16 protein-coding genes are annotated in these 17,329 nt (G+C 60.1%); 9 read left to right on the top strand and 7 right to left on the bottom strand.

Annotated elements, in window-relative coordinates; all coding sequences use genetic code 11:
- Positions 1 to 4: 4 nt before the first annotated feature.
- From leuD to leuA, 4 genes are all read right to left on the bottom strand, one after another.
- Complete coding sequence (leuD, locus tag BN1115_RS19980; protein WP_042658548.1) at positions 5 to 604, bottom strand: 3-isopropylmalate dehydratase small subunit; 600 nt, start codon at positions 602 to 604, stop codon at positions 5 to 7.
- Positions 605 to 616: 12 nt separating this feature from the next.
- Positions 617 to 2,014: a 3-isopropylmalate dehydratase large subunit gene (leuC, locus tag BN1115_RS19975; protein ID WP_042658547.1), complete on the bottom strand. Its 1,398-nt coding sequence runs from the start codon at positions 2,012 to 2,014 to the stop codon at positions 617 to 619.
- A gap of 33 nt (positions 2,015 to 2,047) precedes the next feature.
- Positions 2,048 to 3,133, bottom strand: coding sequence for a 3-isopropylmalate dehydrogenase (gene leuB, locus BN1115_RS19970; RefSeq protein WP_042658546.1), 1,086 nt, complete (start codon positions 3,131 to 3,133; stop codon positions 2,048 to 2,050).
- 192 nt (positions 3,134 to 3,325) lie between these two features.
- Positions 3,326 to 4,888 carry a 2-isopropylmalate synthase gene (leuA, locus tag BN1115_RS19965; RefSeq protein ID WP_005341192.1) on the bottom strand — a complete coding sequence of 521 codons (1,563 nt, stop codon included), beginning with the start codon at positions 4,886 to 4,888 and terminating at the stop codon, positions 3,326 to 3,328.
- Positions 4,889 to 5,296: 408 nt separating this feature from the next.
- On the opposite strand from leuA, the gene BN1115_RS19960 reads away from it, so the two are divergent.
- The 8 genes from BN1115_RS19960 to BN1115_RS19930 all read left to right on the top strand — a co-directional run bounded on the left by BN1115_RS19960 (position 5,297) and on the right by BN1115_RS19930 (position 12,351).
- Positions 5,297 to 5,917 (top strand): TetR/AcrR family transcriptional regulator, encoded by a 621-nt coding sequence (locus tag BN1115_RS19960; RefSeq protein ID WP_042059830.1) that lies wholly within the window; start codon positions 5,297 to 5,299, stop codon positions 5,915 to 5,917.
- A 126-nt stretch (positions 5,918 to 6,043) separates the two neighbouring features.
- The gene (locus BN1115_RS19955; protein ID WP_042658545.1) at positions 6,044 to 6,547 is read left to right on the top strand and encodes a phosphatase PAP2 family protein; all 504 of its coding nucleotides are present in this window, start codon (positions 6,044 to 6,046) and stop codon (positions 6,545 to 6,547) included.
- Positions 6,544 to 7,653, top strand: coding sequence for an MJ1255/VC2487 family glycosyltransferase (locus BN1115_RS19950; RefSeq protein WP_042658544.1), 1,110 nt, complete (start codon positions 6,544 to 6,546; stop codon positions 7,651 to 7,653). Before BN1115_RS19955 ends, BN1115_RS19950 begins: the two co-directional genes overlap by 4 nt.
- A gap of 37 nt (positions 7,654 to 7,690) precedes the next feature.
- Positions 7,691 to 7,843 (top strand): hypothetical protein, encoded by a 153-nt coding sequence (locus BN1115_RS22485; RefSeq protein WP_098972262.1) that lies wholly within the window; start codon positions 7,691 to 7,693, stop codon positions 7,841 to 7,843.
- A gap of 390 nt (positions 7,844 to 8,233) precedes the next feature.
- A complete protein-coding gene (locus BN1115_RS19945) occupies positions 8,234 to 9,952 on the top strand; it encodes an acetolactate synthase 3 large subunit (protein ID WP_042658543.1) in 1,719 nt (572 codons plus the stop codon).
- Positions 9,953 to 10,031: 79 nt separating this feature from the next.
- Positions 10,032 to 10,526, top strand: a complete 495-nt coding sequence (gene ilvN / locus BN1115_RS19940; RefSeq protein ID WP_005311605.1) for an acetolactate synthase small subunit — start codon at positions 10,032 to 10,034, stop codon at positions 10,524 to 10,526.
- Between the two features lie 103 nt (positions 10,527 to 10,629).
- Positions 10,630 to 11,256, top strand: a complete 627-nt coding sequence (locus tag BN1115_RS19935) for a LysE family translocator (RefSeq protein ID WP_042658542.1) — start codon at positions 10,630 to 10,632, stop codon at positions 11,254 to 11,256.
- A 135-nt stretch (positions 11,257 to 11,391) separates the two neighbouring features.
- Positions 11,392 to 12,351 (top strand): LysR substrate-binding domain-containing protein, encoded by a 960-nt coding sequence (locus tag BN1115_RS19930; protein ID WP_042658556.1) that lies wholly within the window; start codon positions 11,392 to 11,394, stop codon positions 12,349 to 12,351.
- A 205-nt stretch (positions 12,352 to 12,556) separates the two neighbouring features.
- Here BN1115_RS19930 and BN1115_RS19925 read toward each other — a convergent pair whose 3' ends face one another.
- The 3 genes from BN1115_RS19925 to BN1115_RS19915 are packed head-to-tail and all read right to left on the bottom strand — an operon-like array spanning position 12,557 to position 15,005.
- Positions 12,557 to 13,741, bottom strand: a complete 1,185-nt coding sequence (locus tag BN1115_RS19925; RefSeq protein WP_042658541.1) for a M20 metallopeptidase family protein — start codon at positions 13,739 to 13,741, stop codon at positions 12,557 to 12,559.
- Positions 13,741 to 14,190, bottom strand: coding sequence for a hypothetical protein (locus BN1115_RS19920; RefSeq protein WP_042059844.1), 450 nt, complete (start codon positions 14,188 to 14,190; stop codon positions 13,741 to 13,743). The genes BN1115_RS19925 and BN1115_RS19920 overlap by 1 nt, the downstream gene beginning before the upstream one ends.
- A complete protein-coding gene (locus BN1115_RS19915) occupies positions 14,187 to 15,005 on the bottom strand; it encodes a DUF3100 domain-containing protein (protein WP_042658540.1) in 819 nt (272 codons plus the stop codon). The genes BN1115_RS19920 and BN1115_RS19915 overlap by 4 nt, the downstream gene beginning before the upstream one ends.
- 515 nt (positions 15,006 to 15,520) lie before the next feature.
- On the opposite strand from BN1115_RS19915, the gene BN1115_RS19910 reads away from it, so the two are divergent.
- Positions 15,521 to 17,254 carry an SWIM zinc finger family protein gene (locus BN1115_RS19910; protein ID WP_042658539.1) on the top strand — a complete coding sequence of 578 codons (1,734 nt, stop codon included), beginning with the start codon at positions 15,521 to 15,523 and terminating at the stop codon, positions 17,252 to 17,254.
- Positions 17,255 to 17,329: the final 75 nt, after the last annotated feature.

Raw genomic sequence — 17,329 nt, 5'->3', positions numbered from 1 at the left:
CGCGTTAAATCCAGCTCGGCTGCTTCGCTTCGAAGGTGCTGATGGCTGCCTCGTGTTGCAGAGTCAGGCCGATGGCATCCAGCCCGTTGAGCAGGCAGTAACGGCGGAACTCGTCGATCTCGAAGCCGAAGCTGATATCTCCGGCGCGCACCAGATTGGCCTCCAGATCCACCTCAATCTCGATACCCGGCTTGGCGGCGACCAGCTGGAACAGGGCATCGACCTCCTCCTCTTTCAGGCGTACCGGCACCATGCCGTTGTTGATGGCGTTGCCGTAGAAGATGTCAGCAAAGCTCGGGGCTATGATGGTCTTGAAGCCGTAGTCCGCCAGCGCCCAGGGGGCGTGCTCGCGGCTCGAGCCGCAGCCGAAGTTCTCGCGGGCCAACAGGATGCTGGCACCGGCGAATTGCGGTTGGTTGAGCACAAACTCGGGGTTGGGCTGTTGGCCTGCATCATCCAGGAAGCGCCAGTCGTGGAACAGGTGCTTGCCAAAACCGATGCGGTTGACCTTCTGCAAAAACTGCTTGGGAATGATGGCGTCGGTGTCGACGTTGGCGCTGTCGAGGGGGACGACGATCCCTTTATGCTGTTTGAATCCTGTCATCGCTGGTTCCTCTTACAGTGCGCGAATGTCGGCGAAGCGGCCGGTGACGGCGGCGGCGGCGGCCATGGCCGGGCTGACCAGATGGGTGCGGCCGGCGCGGCCCTGGCGCCCTTCGAAGTTGCGGTTGCTGGTGGAGGCGCAGCGCTCCCCCGGTTGCAGCCGGTCGTTGTTCATGGCGAGACACATGGAGCAGCCGGGCAGGCGCCACTCAAAACCGGCCTCAATGAAGATCTTGTCCAGACCCTCCGCTTCGGCCTGCGCCTTCACCAGCTCGGAGCCAGGCACTACCAGCGCCTGCACGCCAGCGGCTACCTTGCGACCGCGAGCGATGGCGGCGGCCGCACGCAGATCCTCGATGCGGCTGTTGGTGCACGACCCGATAAACACCTTGTCGATAGCGACATCACAGAGCTTCTGGCCCGGTTGCAAATCCATGTAGGCGAGCGCCTTGCGGGCGGACTGCTGCTCCATCAGATCGCTGAAGGATTCCGGTGACGGAATGGGTTCATTGACGGCGATCACCTGACCCGGGTTGGTACCCCAGGTGACCTGCGGGGCGATGTCGGCGGCATCCAGCACTACTTCGGCATCGAAGTGGGCACCTTCATCGCTCTTGAGGCTCTGCCAGTAGGCGATGGCCTGCTCCAGTACCTCGCCCTTGGGGGCAAACTCCTTGCCACGGATGTAGTCTATGGTGGTCTGGTCGGGGGCTATCATGCCGGCCTTGGCGCCCAGCTCGATGGCCATGTTGCAGACCGTCATCCGCCCTTCCATGGAGAGGCCTGCAATGGCCTCGCCAGCAAACTCCACCACGTAGCCGGTACCACCGGCATGGCCGACCTTGCCGATAATGGCCAGCACCACGTCCTTGGCGCTGATGCCCTCGGCCAGCTTGCCGTTGACCGAAATGCGCATGGTTTTGGCGCGGCCCTGTTTCAGGGTCTGGGTGGCCATCACATGTTCCACTTCGGAAGTGCCGATGCCGAAGGCCAGCGAGCCGAAGGCGCCATGAGTGGCGGTGTGGGAGTCGCCGCAGACGATGGTGGTGCCGGGCAGGGTAATGCCGAGCTCGGGGCCCATCACATGGACGATCCCCTGATATTTGTGGTTGAGATCGTAGAGGCGAACCCCGAACTCTTTGCAGTTGTCGGCCAGCGTCTCCATCTGGATGCGGGCCATCTCGCCGGAGGCGGCGATGTCTTTGGTGGTGGTGGAGACGTTGTGATCCATGGTGGCCCAGGTCAGATCCGGGCGGCGCAGCTGGCGGTTCATGGCGCGCAGGCCGTCGAATGCCTGCGGGCTGGTCACTTCATGTACCAGATGGCGGTCGATGTAGATGAGGGGCGTTTCCCCTTCCACTTCCCGTACCACATGGGCGTCGAATACTTTCTGATAGAGGGTCTTGGCCATTGCTTCTCTCTTCCTTGTTATTTGTTGTGCGGCTCAGATCCGGGCTGCGATCTGGCTGCCCATCTCGGACGTGCTCTGCACCGGATGGCGGGCGCTGGCCTGATGCAGGTCGGCGGTGAAGTAACCCTCAGCCAGGGTCTGGGCCACGGCCTGCTCTATGGCCTGGGCGGCGGCTTCCTGGCCCAGGCTGTAGCGCAGCATCAGGGCGGCTGAGAGGATCTGGGCGATGGGGTTGGCAATCCCTTTGCCGGCGATATCGGGGGCCGAGCCACCGGCCGGCTCGAACAGGCCGAAACCCGATTCGTTGAGGCTGGCAGAGGGGAGCAGCCCCATGGAGCCGGTGATCATGGCGCACTCGTCGGAGAGGATGTCACCGAACAGGTTGGAGCAGAGCAGCACGTCGAACTGGGACGGATCCTTGATGAGCTGCATGGTGGCGTTGTCGATGTACATATGGTTCAGTGCCACGTCCGGGTAGGATTTGGCAACTTGCGTCACTACCTCGCGCCACAGAATGGAAGAGGCGAGCACATTGGCCTTGTCGATGGAGGTGACCTTGCCACGGCGCACGCGAGCCGATTCGAAGGCAATCTTGGCGATGCGCTCAATCTCGAAGCGATGGTACACCTCGGTGTCGAACGCCTTCTCGTTCGCCCCTTCTCCCTCGCGCCCCTTGGGCTGGCCGAAGTAGATGCCACCGGTCAGCTCGCGCACGCAGGCGATGTCAAAACCGCGATCGGAGATGTCGGCCCGCAGCGGGGAGAACTGCTCCAGACCGGTGTAGATGCGGGCCGGACGCAGGTTGCAGAACAGCTTGAAGTGGGCGCGCAGCGGCAGCAGGGCGCCACGTTCCGGCTGATCGTTGGGTGGCAGATGTTCCCATTTCGGGCCGCCCACCGAGCCGAACAGCACGGCGTCGGCCGCTTCGCAGCCTTTGATCGTGCTTTGCGGCAGCGGGGTGCCGTGGTTGTCGATGGCGATGCCGCCCACGTCATGGCGATCATATTCGAAGGCAAAGCCGAACTTGGCCTGCACCTTCTCCAGCACCTTGACGGCCTCGGCCATCACTTCCGGGCCAATGCCGTCACCCGGCAATACTGCGATCCGATAACTGCTCATACACTCTCCATCCTGATATTGTCTTTGAGATCCCTCTGCCCGTTTTTCCCGACGCTGCGCGCGGTTCCCGGTTCAGACGTTCCCCGTCCTGATGTTGTCATTCCATGCCGTCTGTGTGGCTGCGAGTCCTGCTCAGATGGTTTCCGATTTGATGCTGTCATTCCATTCCATCTGTTTGGTTCCGAGCCCTGTTCAGACGGTTTCTGATTTGATGCTGTTATTGCGTTCCATCTGCTCGGCCACCTGATCGGCGCGCCAGATGCTGTTGATCACATGGAGCAGAGCGTGGGCTGAGGATTCGATGATGTCGGTAGCCAGTCCCATGCCGTGGAATTTGCGCCCCTTGTACTCGGCGACGATATCGACCTGACCGAGGGCATCTTCCCCTTCGCCCTTGCTCTTGAGGGCATATTTATCGATGCGGATCTCATAGCCGGTGATTCGGTTGATGCACTGGTAGACCGCATCCACCGGGCCGTTGCCGGTGGCCGCTTCGCAAATCAGATCCTGACCCACCTTCAATTTGACCGAGGCGGTGGCCAGTACCGAACTGCCGCTCTGGACCCCGAGGTACTCCAGCTTGAAGTGCTCCGGCTCTTCGTGGATCTGGCTGAAGAAGGCCAGCGCTTCGAGGTCGTAGTCGAACACCTGCCCCTTCTTATCGGCCAGGGTCAGGAACTTGCCGTAGAGGTGGTCGAGGTCGTAGCTGCTCTCGGCATACCCCATGGACTCCATCCGGTGCTTGATGACATGGCGGCCGGAGCGGGAGGTCATGTTGAGGTTGTTCTGGGTCAGGCCAATGCTCTCGGGAGTGATGATTTCGTAGGTATTTTTCGCCTTGAGCACCCCATCCTGATGGATGCCGGAGCTGTGGGAGAAAGCGTTGGCCCCGACGATCGCCTTGTTGGGCTGCACCGGCATATTGCAGAGCTGGCTCACCAGCGTGCTGGTGCGATGAATTTCGTTGTGGCGGATATTGGTTTGCACCCCGAGCAGATCGGCGCGGGTTTTGAGGATCATCGCCACCTCTTCCAGCGAGCAGTTGCCCGCCCGTTCACCGATGCCGTTGATGGTGCACTCGATCTGGCGGGCCCCCATCTGCACCGCGCCGATGGAGTTGGCCACCGAGAGCCCCAGATCGTCGTGGCAGTGGACCGAGATGATCGCCTTGTCGATGTTGGGCACCCGGTTGAACAGGGTGTGGATGATGCCGGAGAACTCAGTCGGCACCGTGTAGCCCACGGTGTCGGGAATATTGATGGTGCGGGCACCCGCCTTGATGGCGGCCTCCACCATGCGGCAGAGATTATCGATCGGCGTGCGGCCCGCATCCTCGCAGGAGAACTCTACATCATCGGTGTAGCGCAGGGCGTGCTTGATGGCGCCGACCCCCATCTCCAGCACATCCTCGAAGCTCTTTTTCAGCTTGCTCTCCACATGGATGGAGGAGGTGGAGATAAAGGTGTGGATGCGAAATGCTTCGGCGACCCGCAAGGCTTCGCCTGCGGCGTCGATATCCTTGGGAAGGGCGCGGGCGAGGGCGCAGACCCGGCTGTTTTTGATGTGGCGGGCGATGGTCTGCACCGATTGAAAATCGCCGGGAGAGGAGACCGGGAAGCCCACCTCCATGACGTCGACACCGAGCCGCTCCAGCGCCTGGGCTATCTGCAGCTTCTCCTTGACTGTCAAACTGGCCGCCAGGGCCTGCTCACCATCACGCAAGGTGGTGTCGAATATGATGACCCGATCTGACATGTGACTTCCCTCTTCCTAAGTTCGGTAACGTGCATCCTGCGGCGGCATAAAAAAACCCGTGCAGGGTGCACGGGTTTTTGTAAATTCCGGCTATGCCTTAGCCCGGCTACAAGGATCCCGCGCGAGTTAACGCGATTAGGGAGATTAGTAGTAGCGGGGTGGCGATACGCATGACGTTGTTATTCCTTCCAGTCGATAACGCTTTTACCAATATCGAGATTTTTATGCTGTGTCAACACGGAAGGTCAGGGGCAATCTGCTGACGTATTTAATCGGATTGTAAAGGATTGCAAATTTCCTTGTCCCATATTCGGCCCATGACCGATTATCTGGTCATTCCTGCTGTGCTCTATTCTCTGCACAACCAGATCGACTTATCAGCATTGGCTGAATTATCTGAGGTGTTAAATGGAAAAACGTAGACCTGGTCGTCCGGTCGGACGTTCTGACATTCGTGACAAGTTGCTTGCTGCCGCCCGTGAGCGTTTTCTCAATACTCCCTATAGCAAGGTGACTACCCGCGAAATTGCCGAGCTTGCTGGCTCCAATCTGGCAATGATCCACTACTACTTCGGCAGTAAAGAGGGTCTTTACAAAGCGGTGCTGGGCGATGTCGCCGAGCCCCTCGACCATGCCTGGCAAGATGAACACAGCAATCACAGCCTCAACGAGCTGCTCAACACCTACTATCAGGTGATGGCGCCCAACAGCGAGCTGACCTCTGCCATCTCCAGCGCATTGTCGACCGAGAAGAGCCCGGGCCGGGATTTTGTGCTGAACCGCCTGCTGGAGCGTCAGCTGCCGCAGTTCGATGCCCTGCTGGAAACCATGAAGTCCAACGGCGAGCTGGGTGATAACCTGGATCCCGAGATGCTGAAGATCTCTTTCCTCAGCATGATGTGGCAGCCGTTCGTGATGAAAGATCTCTACGAGCAGGTGTTTGGCCTGAAAGTGGATGAGCACTTCATGGCCCGTCTGGCGGATCACAACTGCCGTCTGATGGAGACCGGCCTGCGCGGCAGCCACTGATTTTGCCGCAACATCGAGATTAAAAAGGGCCATTCGGCCCTTTTTTCATAAATCTGTTATCCCTCGTTCAACGTAACGTCATCCCGCTTTCCTACTCTGCAAGCAGAATTCAGGGAAGGAGGGGCTATGAACAAGATCCAGCAATGGGACCTGCAGGTGTGCCGGGTCTGCCTGCTGCACGGCTACAACCGGCAGCAGGCGAGGGTGAGTCGTCTTGTTTCCCGCACCGGTGATGGCCCGCTTTACGCCGTGCTGGCCGCCCTGCTCTGGTGGCAGGGAGAGGCAGAGCGGGAACTGGTGCGACTGGCGCTGCTCGCCTTCGCCATCGAGCTACCCCTCTATCTGCTGCTGAAAAACAGCTTGAAACGGCAACGACCGATTGGCTTGCCGGTCTTTATCACTCCTTCCGATCGCTACAGCCTCCCCTCCGGCCACACCGCCGCCGCCTTCTTGATGGCCACCATACTGGCCATCGGTTTTCCGCTCTGGGCCCCCCTGCTGTTTGGTTGGGCTGCGCTGGTGGGGGCGTCGCGGCTGCTGCTCGGGGTGCACTACCTGAGCGATCTGGTGGCCGGTGCCCTGCTGGGTGGCGGTTGCGCCGTGCTGGCGCTCGGCTGGAGCCACTCATGAGGATACTGTTTGGTGTGCAAGGCACCGGCAACGGTCATATCAGTCGCAGTCGCACCCTGGCGCGGGCGCTGCGCAGCGCCGGGGTCGAGGTGGATTATCTCTTCAGCGGCCGCCCCGCCGAGCGCTACTTCGATATGGAGGAGTTTGGCGCCTACCGCGCCTTTGCCGGGCTCACTTTTGTCAGTCACGAGGGGCGAATTTCTCCGTGGCGCACCCTGCAGGCCGCATCGCCGCTCACCTTCTGGCGGGATCTGCGGTCTCTCGACTGCCGCGAATACGATCTGGTGGTGAGCGATTTTGAGCCGCTGACCGCCCACGCCGCCCGCCGCTATGGCAAGCCGAGCCTCACCGTCAGTCATCAGGCCAGCTTCAACTGGCCCATCCCGCGTTGGGGGGAGGATGGGGTCAGCCGCCAGCTGATGCGCCACTTTGCCCAGGTGGATCAGCCGCTCGGGCTGCACTGGTTTCACTTTGGTCACCCCTTGCTGCCGCCGGTGATCGACCCCATCGCCGCCGCGCCGGATAACGGCGAGATCCTGGTCTATCTGCCGTTCGAGCAGACCGAGGCGATCGCCGCCCTGTTGTCGCGCTTTGGTCAGCAGCGCTTCGTCTGCTTTCACCCCGCCATTCGCACCCCGAGCCAATGGCGCAACCTGCGCTTCGAGCCGCCGTCACGGCACGGGTTTGTCGCCGTGCTGGCCGGTTGTCGCGGCGTCATCTCCAACGCGGGTTTCGAGCTGGCTTCCGAAGCGCTCACCCTCGGCAAGAAGCTGCTGGTCAAACCCCTCGGCGGCCAGTTCGAGCAGCTGACCAACGGCAAGACGCTCGAGATGATGGGTCTGGCGACCCTGATGGATGTGCTCGATGCCAATCTGGTGCGCACCTGGCTCGACAGCGCTTCGCCGGGGGCGGTCTGCTACCCCGATGTAGCGGGGGAGCTGGCCCGCTGGCTGGCAGCGGGCGCTGACGAGAGCGTAGCCTCTCTGTCGCGCCGGCTATGGGCGCGCACCCTGTTTCCGGAGGAGGTGAGTGATCGCCTGAGCGAGCTGGATGGGGGCGACTGTTTATCCAGCTGCTGGTTATCGCAAGTGAGCGTTGTTGACTAGACTGAAAGGCGATCCCACCAAGGAGAGGACGGAGCAAATGCGCTTTACCAATGAGAATGGCGAAACCATGACGCTGGCGGACAATCTGACCCTGCACGAGTTGCTCGATATGGGCGTCAGCATCTCGGTCAGTGAAGAGACCGATCCGGATCAGCAGATCTGGCTGGCGGAGCCGGATCAGGACAACTGAGTCATCATCCGGAATCAAGCCCACCGCTGAGCGGTGGGCTTTTTTGTGGCTGTTTTTCCCCTCAGCGGAATGATCCGCTGGCCATTCCCCGACTTCCTTCCCATTTGTCTCATGGTCGCTGCGGCAACTCATTGAATGTTAATAGCCGGTTGAAATCTATGACTGTTCTGGTCAGACAAAGCCGTGGACAACCGTTCATTGGCGGGTTAAGTTGGTTTTTCACCCGATTTTCGGGTGAATGACGGAAAAATCCTTTTTTTCACCTGTCGACGGGGCTGAATCGGGCCGATCTGCATTCAGATAACAACAAGAAACGGATCGGGCCGTGCCGGGAAGCACGGCATCGTCGGCGGGATTCGCTAAACGGAGCAAAGCCTGGAGGGCTTTATCATGGAGATGTTATCAGGCGCCCAGATGGTGGTTAGAGCGCTGGAAGATCAGGGAGTTGAGCACGTCTTCGGCTACCCTGGTGGCTCAGTGCTCGACATCTATGACGCTCTCTTCGAAAACGGCAAGATGGAGCATGTCTTGGTGCGGCACGAGCAAGCCGCGGTTCACATGGCTGACGGCTACGCCCGCTCCACCGGCAAGGTGGGGACTGTGCTGGTAACGTCTGGCCCGGGAGCGACCAACTGCATTACCGGTATTGCCACCGCCTATATGGATTCAATTCCGCTGGTGATCCTCTCCGGCCAAGTGCCGACCAGCATGATCGGTGAGGATGCGTTCCAGGAGACCGACATGATCGGTATCTCCCGCCCGGTGGTGAAGCACAGCTTCCTGTGCAAGAAGGCGAGCGATATTCCCGAGGCCATCAAGAAGGCCTACTACATTGCCGCCAGCGGCCGCCCGGGGCCGGTGGTGGTGGATCTGCCCAAAGATGTGCAGAACCCGAAAGAGAAATTCCCCTACCAGTATCCCGAGTCGGTATCCCTGCGCTCCTACAACCCGACCAAGTCGGGCCACAAGGGCCAGATCAAGCGGGCAGCCAAGCTGCTGGTGGATGCCCAGCGCCCGGTGATGTATGTGGGCGGCGGTGCCATCAACGCCAATGCGGATCATCTGGTGACCAAGCTGGCGGAGCTGCTGAACCTGCCGGTGACCACCACCCTGATGGGGCTGGGGGCCTTCTCCGGCGTCCATCCGCAATTTATCGGCATGCTGGGGATGCACGGCACCTTCGAAGCCAACAAGACCATGCACAACGCGGATCTTATCTTCGCCGTGGGTGCCCGCTTCGATGACCGCGTCACCAACAACGTGGCCAAGTTCTGCCCCAACGCCACCATAGTCCACATCGACATCGACCCTACCTCCATCTCCAAGACGGTGCAGGCCCATGTGCCCATCGTTGGCTCGGTGGAAACCGTGCTGGAGCAGATGCTGGAGGTGATCCGCGAGTGTGGCTTCGATAACGACAAGGAGGCGCTGGCGGAGTGGTGGAGCCAGATCAACCAGTGGCGCTCCCGTCACTGTCTGGCCTACGAAAAATCGGCCACCCAGATCAAGCCGCAGCAGGTGATCGAGACCCTCTACAAGGTAACTCAGGGTCAGGCGTTCGTTGCCTCCGACGTCGGCCAGCACCAGATGTTTGCCGCCCTTTACTACCCGTTTGCCAAGCCGCGCCAGTGGATCAACTCAGGTGGCCTCGGCACCATGGGCTTTGGTATTCCGGCTGCCATGGGGGCCCAGTTTGCCAACCCGGACTCGGTGGTCTGCTGCGTCACCGGCGACGGCTCGGTACAGATGAACATTCAGGAGCTCTCGACCTGCTTGCAGTACGGGGTACCCATCAAGATCATCTCCATCAACAACCGTGCGCTGGGCATGGTCAAGCAGTGGCAGAAGATGTTCTACGGCGGCCGTCACAGCCACTCCTACATGGAGTCGCTGCCGGACTTCGTCAAACTGGCGGAAGCCTACGGCCACGTCGGTATCGCGGTGAGCGATCCGGCCGAGCTGGAGAGCGCCATGGAGAAGGCCTTCGCCATGAAGGATCGGCTGGTGTTCATGGATATCTCGGTCGACCCGGATGAGCACGTCTATCCGATGCAGATCAAGTTTGGTGCCATGGATGAGATGTGGCTGAGCAAGACGGAGAGAACCTGACGATGGAACATATTATTTCGGTCGTACTGGTGAATCGCGCCGCCGATGAGATGTGGCTGAGCAAGGCGGGGGAAATATCATGAGACATATAATTTCCGTTCTGCTGGAGAACGAATCCGGCGCCCTGAGCCGCGTGGTGGGCCTCTTCTCCCAGCGCGGCTACAACATCGAGACCCTGACGGTGGCCCCCACCGAGGATCCCACCTTGTCGCGGATGACCATAGTCACCATGGGTGACGAGCGGGTGCTGGAGCAGATCCAGAAGCAGCTGCACAAGTTGGTGGATGTGCTCAAGGTGTGCGACTTGAGTGAAGGGGAGCATATCGAGCGGGAAATCGCGCTGGTCAAGGCGCGCGCTGCCGGTGGGGCTCGTGACGAGCTGAAACGGCTGGCGGATATCTTCCGCGGTCAGATCGTCGACGTCACCCCCGAGCAGTACACGGTGCAGTTGGTGGGTACCAGCGAGAAGCTGGATGCCTTTATCAAGACTGCCGCCCAGACCAACGAGATCATCGAAGTGGTGCGCTCCGGCGTCTGCGGCATCTCGCGTGCTGACAAGGCGCTGCGGCCCTGATGGCTGGCGGGACAGCTGATGATGCGTCAGCTGCCGCAGAGGAAAGGAAAGAGGGCTCTGCGGAGCCCTCTTTGTTTGGTTTTGCTTTACGAGGGTAGGGATGATGTTCGGTATTCATGATCTTGCACTGTTTATGGTTTCGGGGCTGCTGCTCAATATCATGCCGGGGCCCGACTCCCTGCTGGTCATGCTGCGCAGCGGCTCGCAAGGGTGGCGTGCCGGTTCGGTCGCGACGTTGGGCATCGGCACCGGTGTCATGGTGCATGTGCTGGCGGCGGCCCTCGGTCTGTCGGCCCTGCTCAGCGCGTCGGCCGAGTTGTTTGCCCTTATCAAGCTGGTTGGGGCCATCTACCTCATCTATCTGGGGTTCTCTCTGCTGCGCCAGCAGGCAACAGGATCAATGGAAAGAGGGGCCACTCTGCCTGCACTTTCCTATGGCCAGATTTACCGGCAGGGGGTGCTGACCAATGTGCTCAACCCCAAGGTGGCGCTCTTTTTCCTCGCCTTCGTGCCCCAGTTCATCGCACCGGATGCCCCCGACAAGGCGCTCGCCTTTATTCTGCTCGGCTGCATCTTCAATCTGGGCGGCATCATCTGGTGTCACCTGCTGGTCTTTACCACCGTCTATGCCAGCCACAAGGTTCGGTTGTCACAGCGTCTCGGTCGCTGGCTCAACCGGGGCATCGGCACCCTGTTTGTCGGGCTCGGGATCAAGCTCGCCAGCGACTAGCTCGCGGCTTTCTGACCTGAGGCAGATTATCGTGCGCCGCGCTGTGGTATGGTCGGCGGTCAGCTGCGGGGCCAGCCCCGCTCTCTCTTTTTCAGGCCAGCCCCACTGGCCGCAGCAGCGAGATTCCTTGCCCAGATGAACATCGCCCGGCTAAAGAACTTTACCGAGATTGTGAAGAACAACTTCAACATCTCGGCGACGGCGGAGAAGCTCTACACCTCCCAGCCCACCCTCAGCAAGCAGATGAAGATGCTGGAAGATGAGCTGGGACTCTCCCTCTTTACCCGCAAGGGGAAGAGTCTGGTCGGCTTGACCAGCGCAGGCGAGCAGGTGATGGAGTTGGCCAAGGGGGTAGTGGCGCAGGTGGAGCAGATCAACCAGCTGTCGCTCGGGGAGCAGCTGGCTACCAGCGGGGTGCTGCGTATCGCCACCACCCACACCCAGGCTCGCTACAAGCTGCCAGCGGTGATCACCGAGTTCAGCCGTCGTTATCCCGATGTGGCGATCCAGCTCCATCAGGGGGCGCCTGCCCAACTGGCCCAGATGGTGCAAAGCGGCGATGTGGATATGGCGATCGCCACCGAGTCCATGTATCTGTTCGACGAGCTGGCCGCCGTTCCCTGTTATCGTTGGGGACGCAGCGTGGTGGTGCCCCACGGTAATCCGCTGATCGACTGCCAGCCGCTGTCGATGGCCGATCTGGCCCGCTATCCCCTCATCACCTATGTGTTCGGCTTTACCGGCCGATCCAAGATGGACAAAGCCTTCAGCCGCCACGGCCTCTCGCCGAAAACCGTGCTGACCGCCACCGATACTGATGTGATCAAGCACTACGTCCGGCTCGGGATGGGGGTCGGGGTGATTGCCAGTGTGGCCTTCGACGAGGGGGACAGGGAGGATCTGGTGAGCCTCAATATCGACCACCTGATCGCCTCGAGCGCCACCCACATCTGCCTGCGCAAACATGCCCATTTGCGTGACTACATGTACGACTTTATCCACCTCTATGCCCCCCATATCAGCCGGGAGACGGTGCAACTTCATTTGATCAATCAGCAGCCGACTGCCAATATGGCGGAGTTGCCGTGGCTCTAGCCTCGGGTTGTTTATCGTACACAGAGCAAACATGCAGAGATAAAAAAAGAGAGGCCATGGCCTCTCTTTTGGTTTTATCGGTATGCGGGATTAATCGCTGCGGGTCGCCAGATGGATAAAGATCTGGGCACCGACCAGCAGGCAGTCGTCATCCAGGTAGTAGGGGATTTGACCTGATGCAGGTAGTTGCAAATCCCTTGGCCTGTCAGGCGCTTTTAGTCGTTGCCAGATGGATAAAGATCTGGGCACCGACCAGCAGGCAGTCGTCATCCAGATAGTAGGGATTTGCGTGCAGGTAGTTGCAGATCCCCTTGGCCTGACAGCCGCTGCCGAGGAAGAACATGGCCCCCTTGCGGCCACGGCAGGCGTTGACCATGTAGCTGAAATCTTCGCTGCCGGTCATCGGCTGACCCTGAGCGTTGATCCCCTCAGAGGGCAATACATCGGCGGCCGCTTGCAGCAGACGGGCGCAGGCATCTGCGTGGTTCTCCACCGCCGGATAACCGGCATAGACCATCTTGGTCTTGAAGCCGCGCAGTTCGCTCTGGGCCACGATCTCCTTGAAGCTGTTCTTCAGGATCTGGTCGGTCTCGGCATCCATGGCACGGATGGTGCCGCGCGCCTGCACATGGTCGGCGATGGCGTTGGGGATGGTGCCGCCATTGATCATGCCGCAGCCAAATACGGCCGGGCTGAACGGGCTGGTGCGCTTGGCGACGATGTAGTCCATATCCTCGATGATCCGCACCGCTTCGCGGATGGCATCCAGACCCTTGTGGGGGGTGGAGCCGTGGGCGGAGATACCGTGCACATCCAGCGTCCAGGCGGAGCCCCAGGAGGACATGACGCCGTTGTTGAACTTGATGGTGCCGGTCTCCATGGCGCCGTCGTTATGGAGGGCATAGACCTCGTCCACCCCCTTCATGCAGCCCAGTTCGACCATCTTCTCGGCGCCCGGCACCCGCATATCCTCTTCCGCCATCTGGAAGATAAAGCGGACGTTGTACTGCAGGCGGGTGCGCTGTTCGGAGAGAAATTTGGCTGCGGTCAGGGCGATCGCCATATGGGAGTCGTGGCCGCAGTTGTGGGCCATCCCCTCGTGGCTCGACTTGAACGCAACGTCGCTCATGTCGTGCATCTCGAGGCCATCCATGTCGGCACGGAAGGCGATGGTCGGCAGCACAGGATCAACTACCAGATCACCGTGGAAACCGGTGAAGCCCGGGTAGTCGGTGAGGCGATAGCCAAAGCCTGCCATCAGCTCGCGGCAGTAGGCCGAGGTCTTGAATTCGACGCCGGAGGCTTCCGGAATAGTGTGCAGGTGGTGGCGCACTTCCTGACTGAAGTCGCGCAGGGCCAGCAGGGCCGGTTCAATGTGGATGTTGTTCATCAGATGATCCCTTGCATGGAGAAGCCGAGCTGGGCGACCAGCGACGCGCCGAAGAAGCAGCAGGTGGAGACGATCATGAATATCAGGATCACTTTCCACGACATCTTTTTCAGCTCTTCCAGCTGACCGCCCACCGAGAGACCGGCGAAGGCCAGCAGCGGCACGCAGCAGGAGAGGAAGGAGATCTTGGCAACGGCATCGATAAAGAGGCCGCGCACCGGGGTCTCCGGCAGGCAGATGAGAATGCCGATGATGGTGGCATAGGCAAATGCCGGCAGGGAGGAGGGCAGATAGCGCTTGGCAATCAGCGAGGCGAACACCACCAGTGACATGGCGATAAAGCTGTCACCCATCAGCCAGAGCGGGGTGCCGGTGGTCAGGGTCTGGGTAAACATGGCCAGCAGGATCGCCAGAAAGACGAACCGCATATCCATTACGATGCTTTTCATGCTTTCTCTCCTTTGGCAGTCAGGGCATAGATTTTTTCAGCGAGCGGCAGACCCAGATAGGTGAGGGAGAGGGCGCCGAGGGCAGACGAGAGCAGGTTCGAGGCAGCTGCGATACTCAGCACCTGCTGGGCCAGCGCCTCATCGAGACCGTTGATCAGGGCACCGGAGGCTGCACTCAGCATGGAGCCTGAGCCCACGCCGGAACCTGCGGCCAGCGCCAGCGGGTGCAGACCGGTGAGGGGCGCGATGCTGCCCAGCACGCTGAACCAGAGGGTGCCGATGACGGAGCCGCACAGGTAGATGGCCAGCACACCGATGTACTCCTGGGATCCGGTGCCGAACTTGCCCTGAATCACCGCGACCGACGGCTCACGGCTGATGGAGGAGCAGGCCCCGATGGCGCGACGGCCAAAGCCGAACTTCACCGCCAGCGGAATGGCGATCAGGATCGGCAGCAGGTTGCCAATCTCCTGAAGGAACAGCGGCACGCCGACGCTCAGGATCATCTTCAGGTTGGGGATGATCATCCCCGCATACTGGGTGCCCAGGATCAGCAGGCTGAAGCCCACCATCTTGCCGCAGAAGCCCTCTTCTTTCTCGGTGAAGAGCTGCTTCCAGCCGGGGATGCGATCCTTGATCGGCTTGGCGGAAATGCACATGCCGATGATGACGGCAAAGAGCATCGGCAGGATCGGGATGATGGCGATGCCGATCTTGATCTCCTGCTTGCCTATCAGGTACTGGGCCACAAAGATCAGCATGGCGGTTGCCAATATGCTGACCGTGACCGTCTTGAGGGGGCTGGTTTGCTGCATGGTCTGTTCTCTTGTTATTCGTGAGTGTTCCACTTAAGTGCCATCGCCAACTTGACGGGCTGGCGAATGATGAGGGCATGATAGGGAGGGTCGCGGGGGAGGAATGTGACCTCCATCAAGCTGGCCATATGGCATTTTTTCATGGGGTATGCCCTTTAACCCTGTGGATACCAAGGGTTAAATACCGTTAACAGATTGCCAGCAATCAGGTGATATGGTGACCTGGAGGGCGCCTTGCACAAGTTCAAACAGAGAGCGAAGAAGAAGACCGATCTCGCGTTAGAGGATCATCGGTACTATCTACCTGCAGTGCGATATCAAACAGTTGCATGCGCAGCTCGCGTCCATCACCATCCTGCAAACCCTCAAGCCTTATCTGGCCGAGCGCAGAAACGAACATCAGCACGCCATATGGGATGAGACACCGAGCTTTGATGCGATCTGTTTTCGATAAATCCTGCCATCACATGTATGGCGCCATCTGACCATAGCCACACCGGAGAAGGAGAGCCCCTTTGGCCCACAGCACCTCACATTCTGCTGAACTGATCGATATTGCCGAACTCAAGGCGCAAAGCGGCGACGCCAGCTTTGCCAAGGGGGTGAAACTGGCCAGTCAGGGGGCGGTACAGCAGCTCGCTCAGGATGGTGAGACCATCACCGCCAGGGTACAGGGCAGTCATCTCTATCGGGTCAGACTGGAGTGCGGGCGTACGATGGTGAGTCACTGCAACTGCCCCGCAGCCGACTATCAGACACTCTGCAAACACGCAGTCGCCACCGCGCTGGCCTTCAATATGCAGCTAAGCGGCTTGGACGGTGAGGAGGGTGCGGTGGCACAGGTGTCCGATGCGCGGGCCAGATTGCGCGGCTATTTCGAGCGGCAAGCGCAACCGGCGCTGCTCGATGTGCTGATCGATGAGATCCGCCGCGACCCGAAACGCTGGGATTATTGGTTGAGGAAAGTGGAACTGAGTGAGCAGCCGCTCTCGCCGGCCAAACTGAAAAGCATGATCAACAGGGCGCTGCCCAAGCGGGATGTGTGGGAGTGGCGGGCGGTGAGCGACTACTTCAGCGAGGCCGAAGCGTTGTTTGAAGAGATCTGGGAGGGGATCGATACCCTCCCGCTCGAGCAGCAGTGGCCGCTGACCTGTTACGCGCTGGACCGGCTCAATACCGTGCTGTTACAGGTTGATGACTCCAATGGCGATCGCTGCGAGCTGGAGTTTGCGCTCTGCGAACGCCTCCCTGCGCTTTTTGCTCGCTTGCCATGGCCAGAGAGTGACAAGATCGACTGGCTCTTTACTCACCTCATCGAGCAACCGCAGGATATCTTCCCCGAAGAGGAGGCGTTTGGCGATATCATGCACAGTCCGGCCCTTCTGGCGCGCTGCGAGCAGAAGCTCGCCAGCTTGCGGGCGGAACGAGTGCCGGGCGATGAGTATGACTGGGATCTGCAACGCTATACCCTCCCCTTGCTGGATGCGGCCCGCGCGGCCGGTGACTGGCGCCGCGAGCTGACCTTGCTGGCCAGTATTGCCACCATGCCACGGGATTGGCTCCGGCTCTGCAGCATCTGCTGCGATCATGATGAGCCGCTGGAGGGGGAGTATTGGCTCGCCAAGGCGCGCAAGCTGGCGGTATCACCCCATGAAAAGAGTGAGTGCGATGAGGTCGAGATCCGGCTCTCTATCGCCCTCGGCGAGAAGGGGCGGGCATGGCGTCTGGCACGGGCCGGGTTCGAGCGGATGCCTCATTTTGACGGGTTCAAGCGGCTGCGCCAGTTGCAACAACAGTTGGAGTGGCAGGACGAAACCCTGCTGCCCTGGGCCGAGCAGTGTTTCAAGGATCAGGCCGCGGTCAGTCAGCCGTTCAATTTGTCCTCTCATCAGGATGCGCTGGTGCGCTTCTATCTCGATCAGGAGCGGGTGCTGGATGCCTGTGACTGGGTGGCCACCCACAAGATAAGCCCGGAGCTGCTGCTTACCCTGGCGGACAAAATCGCCCCGTACAATCCGCTGCTGGCCATCAGTTATACCTTTCGGGTTGCCGCCAGCTATGTGGCGACAGGTCAGAACGATGGCTATGAGCAAGCTGCGGCGACGCTGCGCAAGCGGGAGCAATCGCTTGGGGATGACAAGGCGCTGCAGGAGAGCTTTAGCCTGCAGCTCCGGACGCTGGCGACCGAATACAAACGCAAGCGCAACTTTATCAAGCTGGTGAATCTCTATTTTGCCTCCCGCCTCTGAGTTTCTCTCATTACGATGCGCCTCTGTCAGCGCCAAGGGATGGATAGCCAGCAATAAAAAGGCTATGTCCCAATT

This window comes from Aeromonas allosaccharophila (assembly GCF_000819685.1).
Classification (GTDB): domain Bacteria; phylum Pseudomonadota; class Gammaproteobacteria; order Enterobacterales; family Aeromonadaceae; genus Aeromonas; species Aeromonas allosaccharophila.
Note: the sequence above shows the minus strand (reverse complement) of the source record. Positions and strands in the feature narration are given on the sequence as shown.

What these genes read in the sequence shown, in the direction of transcription:
- leuB (WP_042658546.1), bottom strand. Translation starts at nt 3,133, where the DNA reads ATGAGCAGTTATCGGATCGCAGTATTGCCGGGTGACGGCATTGGCCCG.
- BN1115_RS19935 (WP_042658542.1), top strand. Translation starts at nt 10,630, where the DNA reads ATGTTCGGTATTCATGATCTTGCACTGTTTATGGTTTCGGGGCTGCTG.
- BN1115_RS19925 (WP_042658541.1), bottom strand. Translation starts at nt 13,741, where the DNA reads ATGAACAACATCCACATTGAACCGGCCCTGCTGGCCCTGCGCGACTTC.
- BN1115_RS19960 (WP_042059830.1), top strand. Translation starts at nt 5,297, where the DNA reads ATGGAAAAACGTAGACCTGGTCGTCCGGTCGGACGTTCTGACATTCGT.
- leuD (WP_042658548.1), bottom strand. Translation starts at nt 604, where the DNA reads ATGACAGGATTCAAACAGCATAAAGGGATCGTCGTCCCCCTCGACAGC.
- leuA (WP_005341192.1), bottom strand. Translation starts at nt 4,888, where the DNA reads ATGTCAGATCGGGTCATCATATTCGACACCACCTTGCGTGATGGTGAG.
- BN1115_RS19915 (WP_042658540.1), bottom strand. Translation starts at nt 15,005, where the DNA reads ATGCAGCAAACCAGCCCCCTCAAGACGGTCACGGTCAGCATATTGGCA.
- BN1115_RS19945 (WP_042658543.1), top strand. Translation starts at nt 8,234, where the DNA reads ATGGAGATGTTATCAGGCGCCCAGATGGTGGTTAGAGCGCTGGAAGAT.
- leuC (WP_042658547.1), bottom strand. Translation starts at nt 2,014, where the DNA reads ATGGCCAAGACCCTCTATCAGAAAGTATTCGACGCCCATGTGGTACGG.
- BN1115_RS19920 (WP_042059844.1), bottom strand. Translation starts at nt 14,190, where the DNA reads ATGAAAAGCATCGTAATGGATATGCGGTTCGTCTTTCTGGCGATCCTG.
- BN1115_RS19950 (WP_042658544.1), top strand. Translation starts at nt 6,544, where the DNA reads ATGAGGATACTGTTTGGTGTGCAAGGCACCGGCAACGGTCATATCAGT.
- ilvN (WP_005311605.1), top strand. Translation starts at nt 10,032, where the DNA reads ATGAGACATATAATTTCCGTTCTGCTGGAGAACGAATCCGGCGCCCTG.
- BN1115_RS19955 (WP_042658545.1), top strand. Translation starts at nt 6,044, where the DNA reads ATGAACAAGATCCAGCAATGGGACCTGCAGGTGTGCCGGGTCTGCCTG.
- BN1115_RS22485 (WP_098972262.1), top strand. Translation starts at nt 7,691, where the DNA reads ATGCGCTTTACCAATGAGAATGGCGAAACCATGACGCTGGCGGACAAT.
- BN1115_RS19930 (WP_042658556.1), top strand. Translation starts at nt 11,392, where the DNA reads ATGAACATCGCCCGGCTAAAGAACTTTACCGAGATTGTGAAGAACAAC.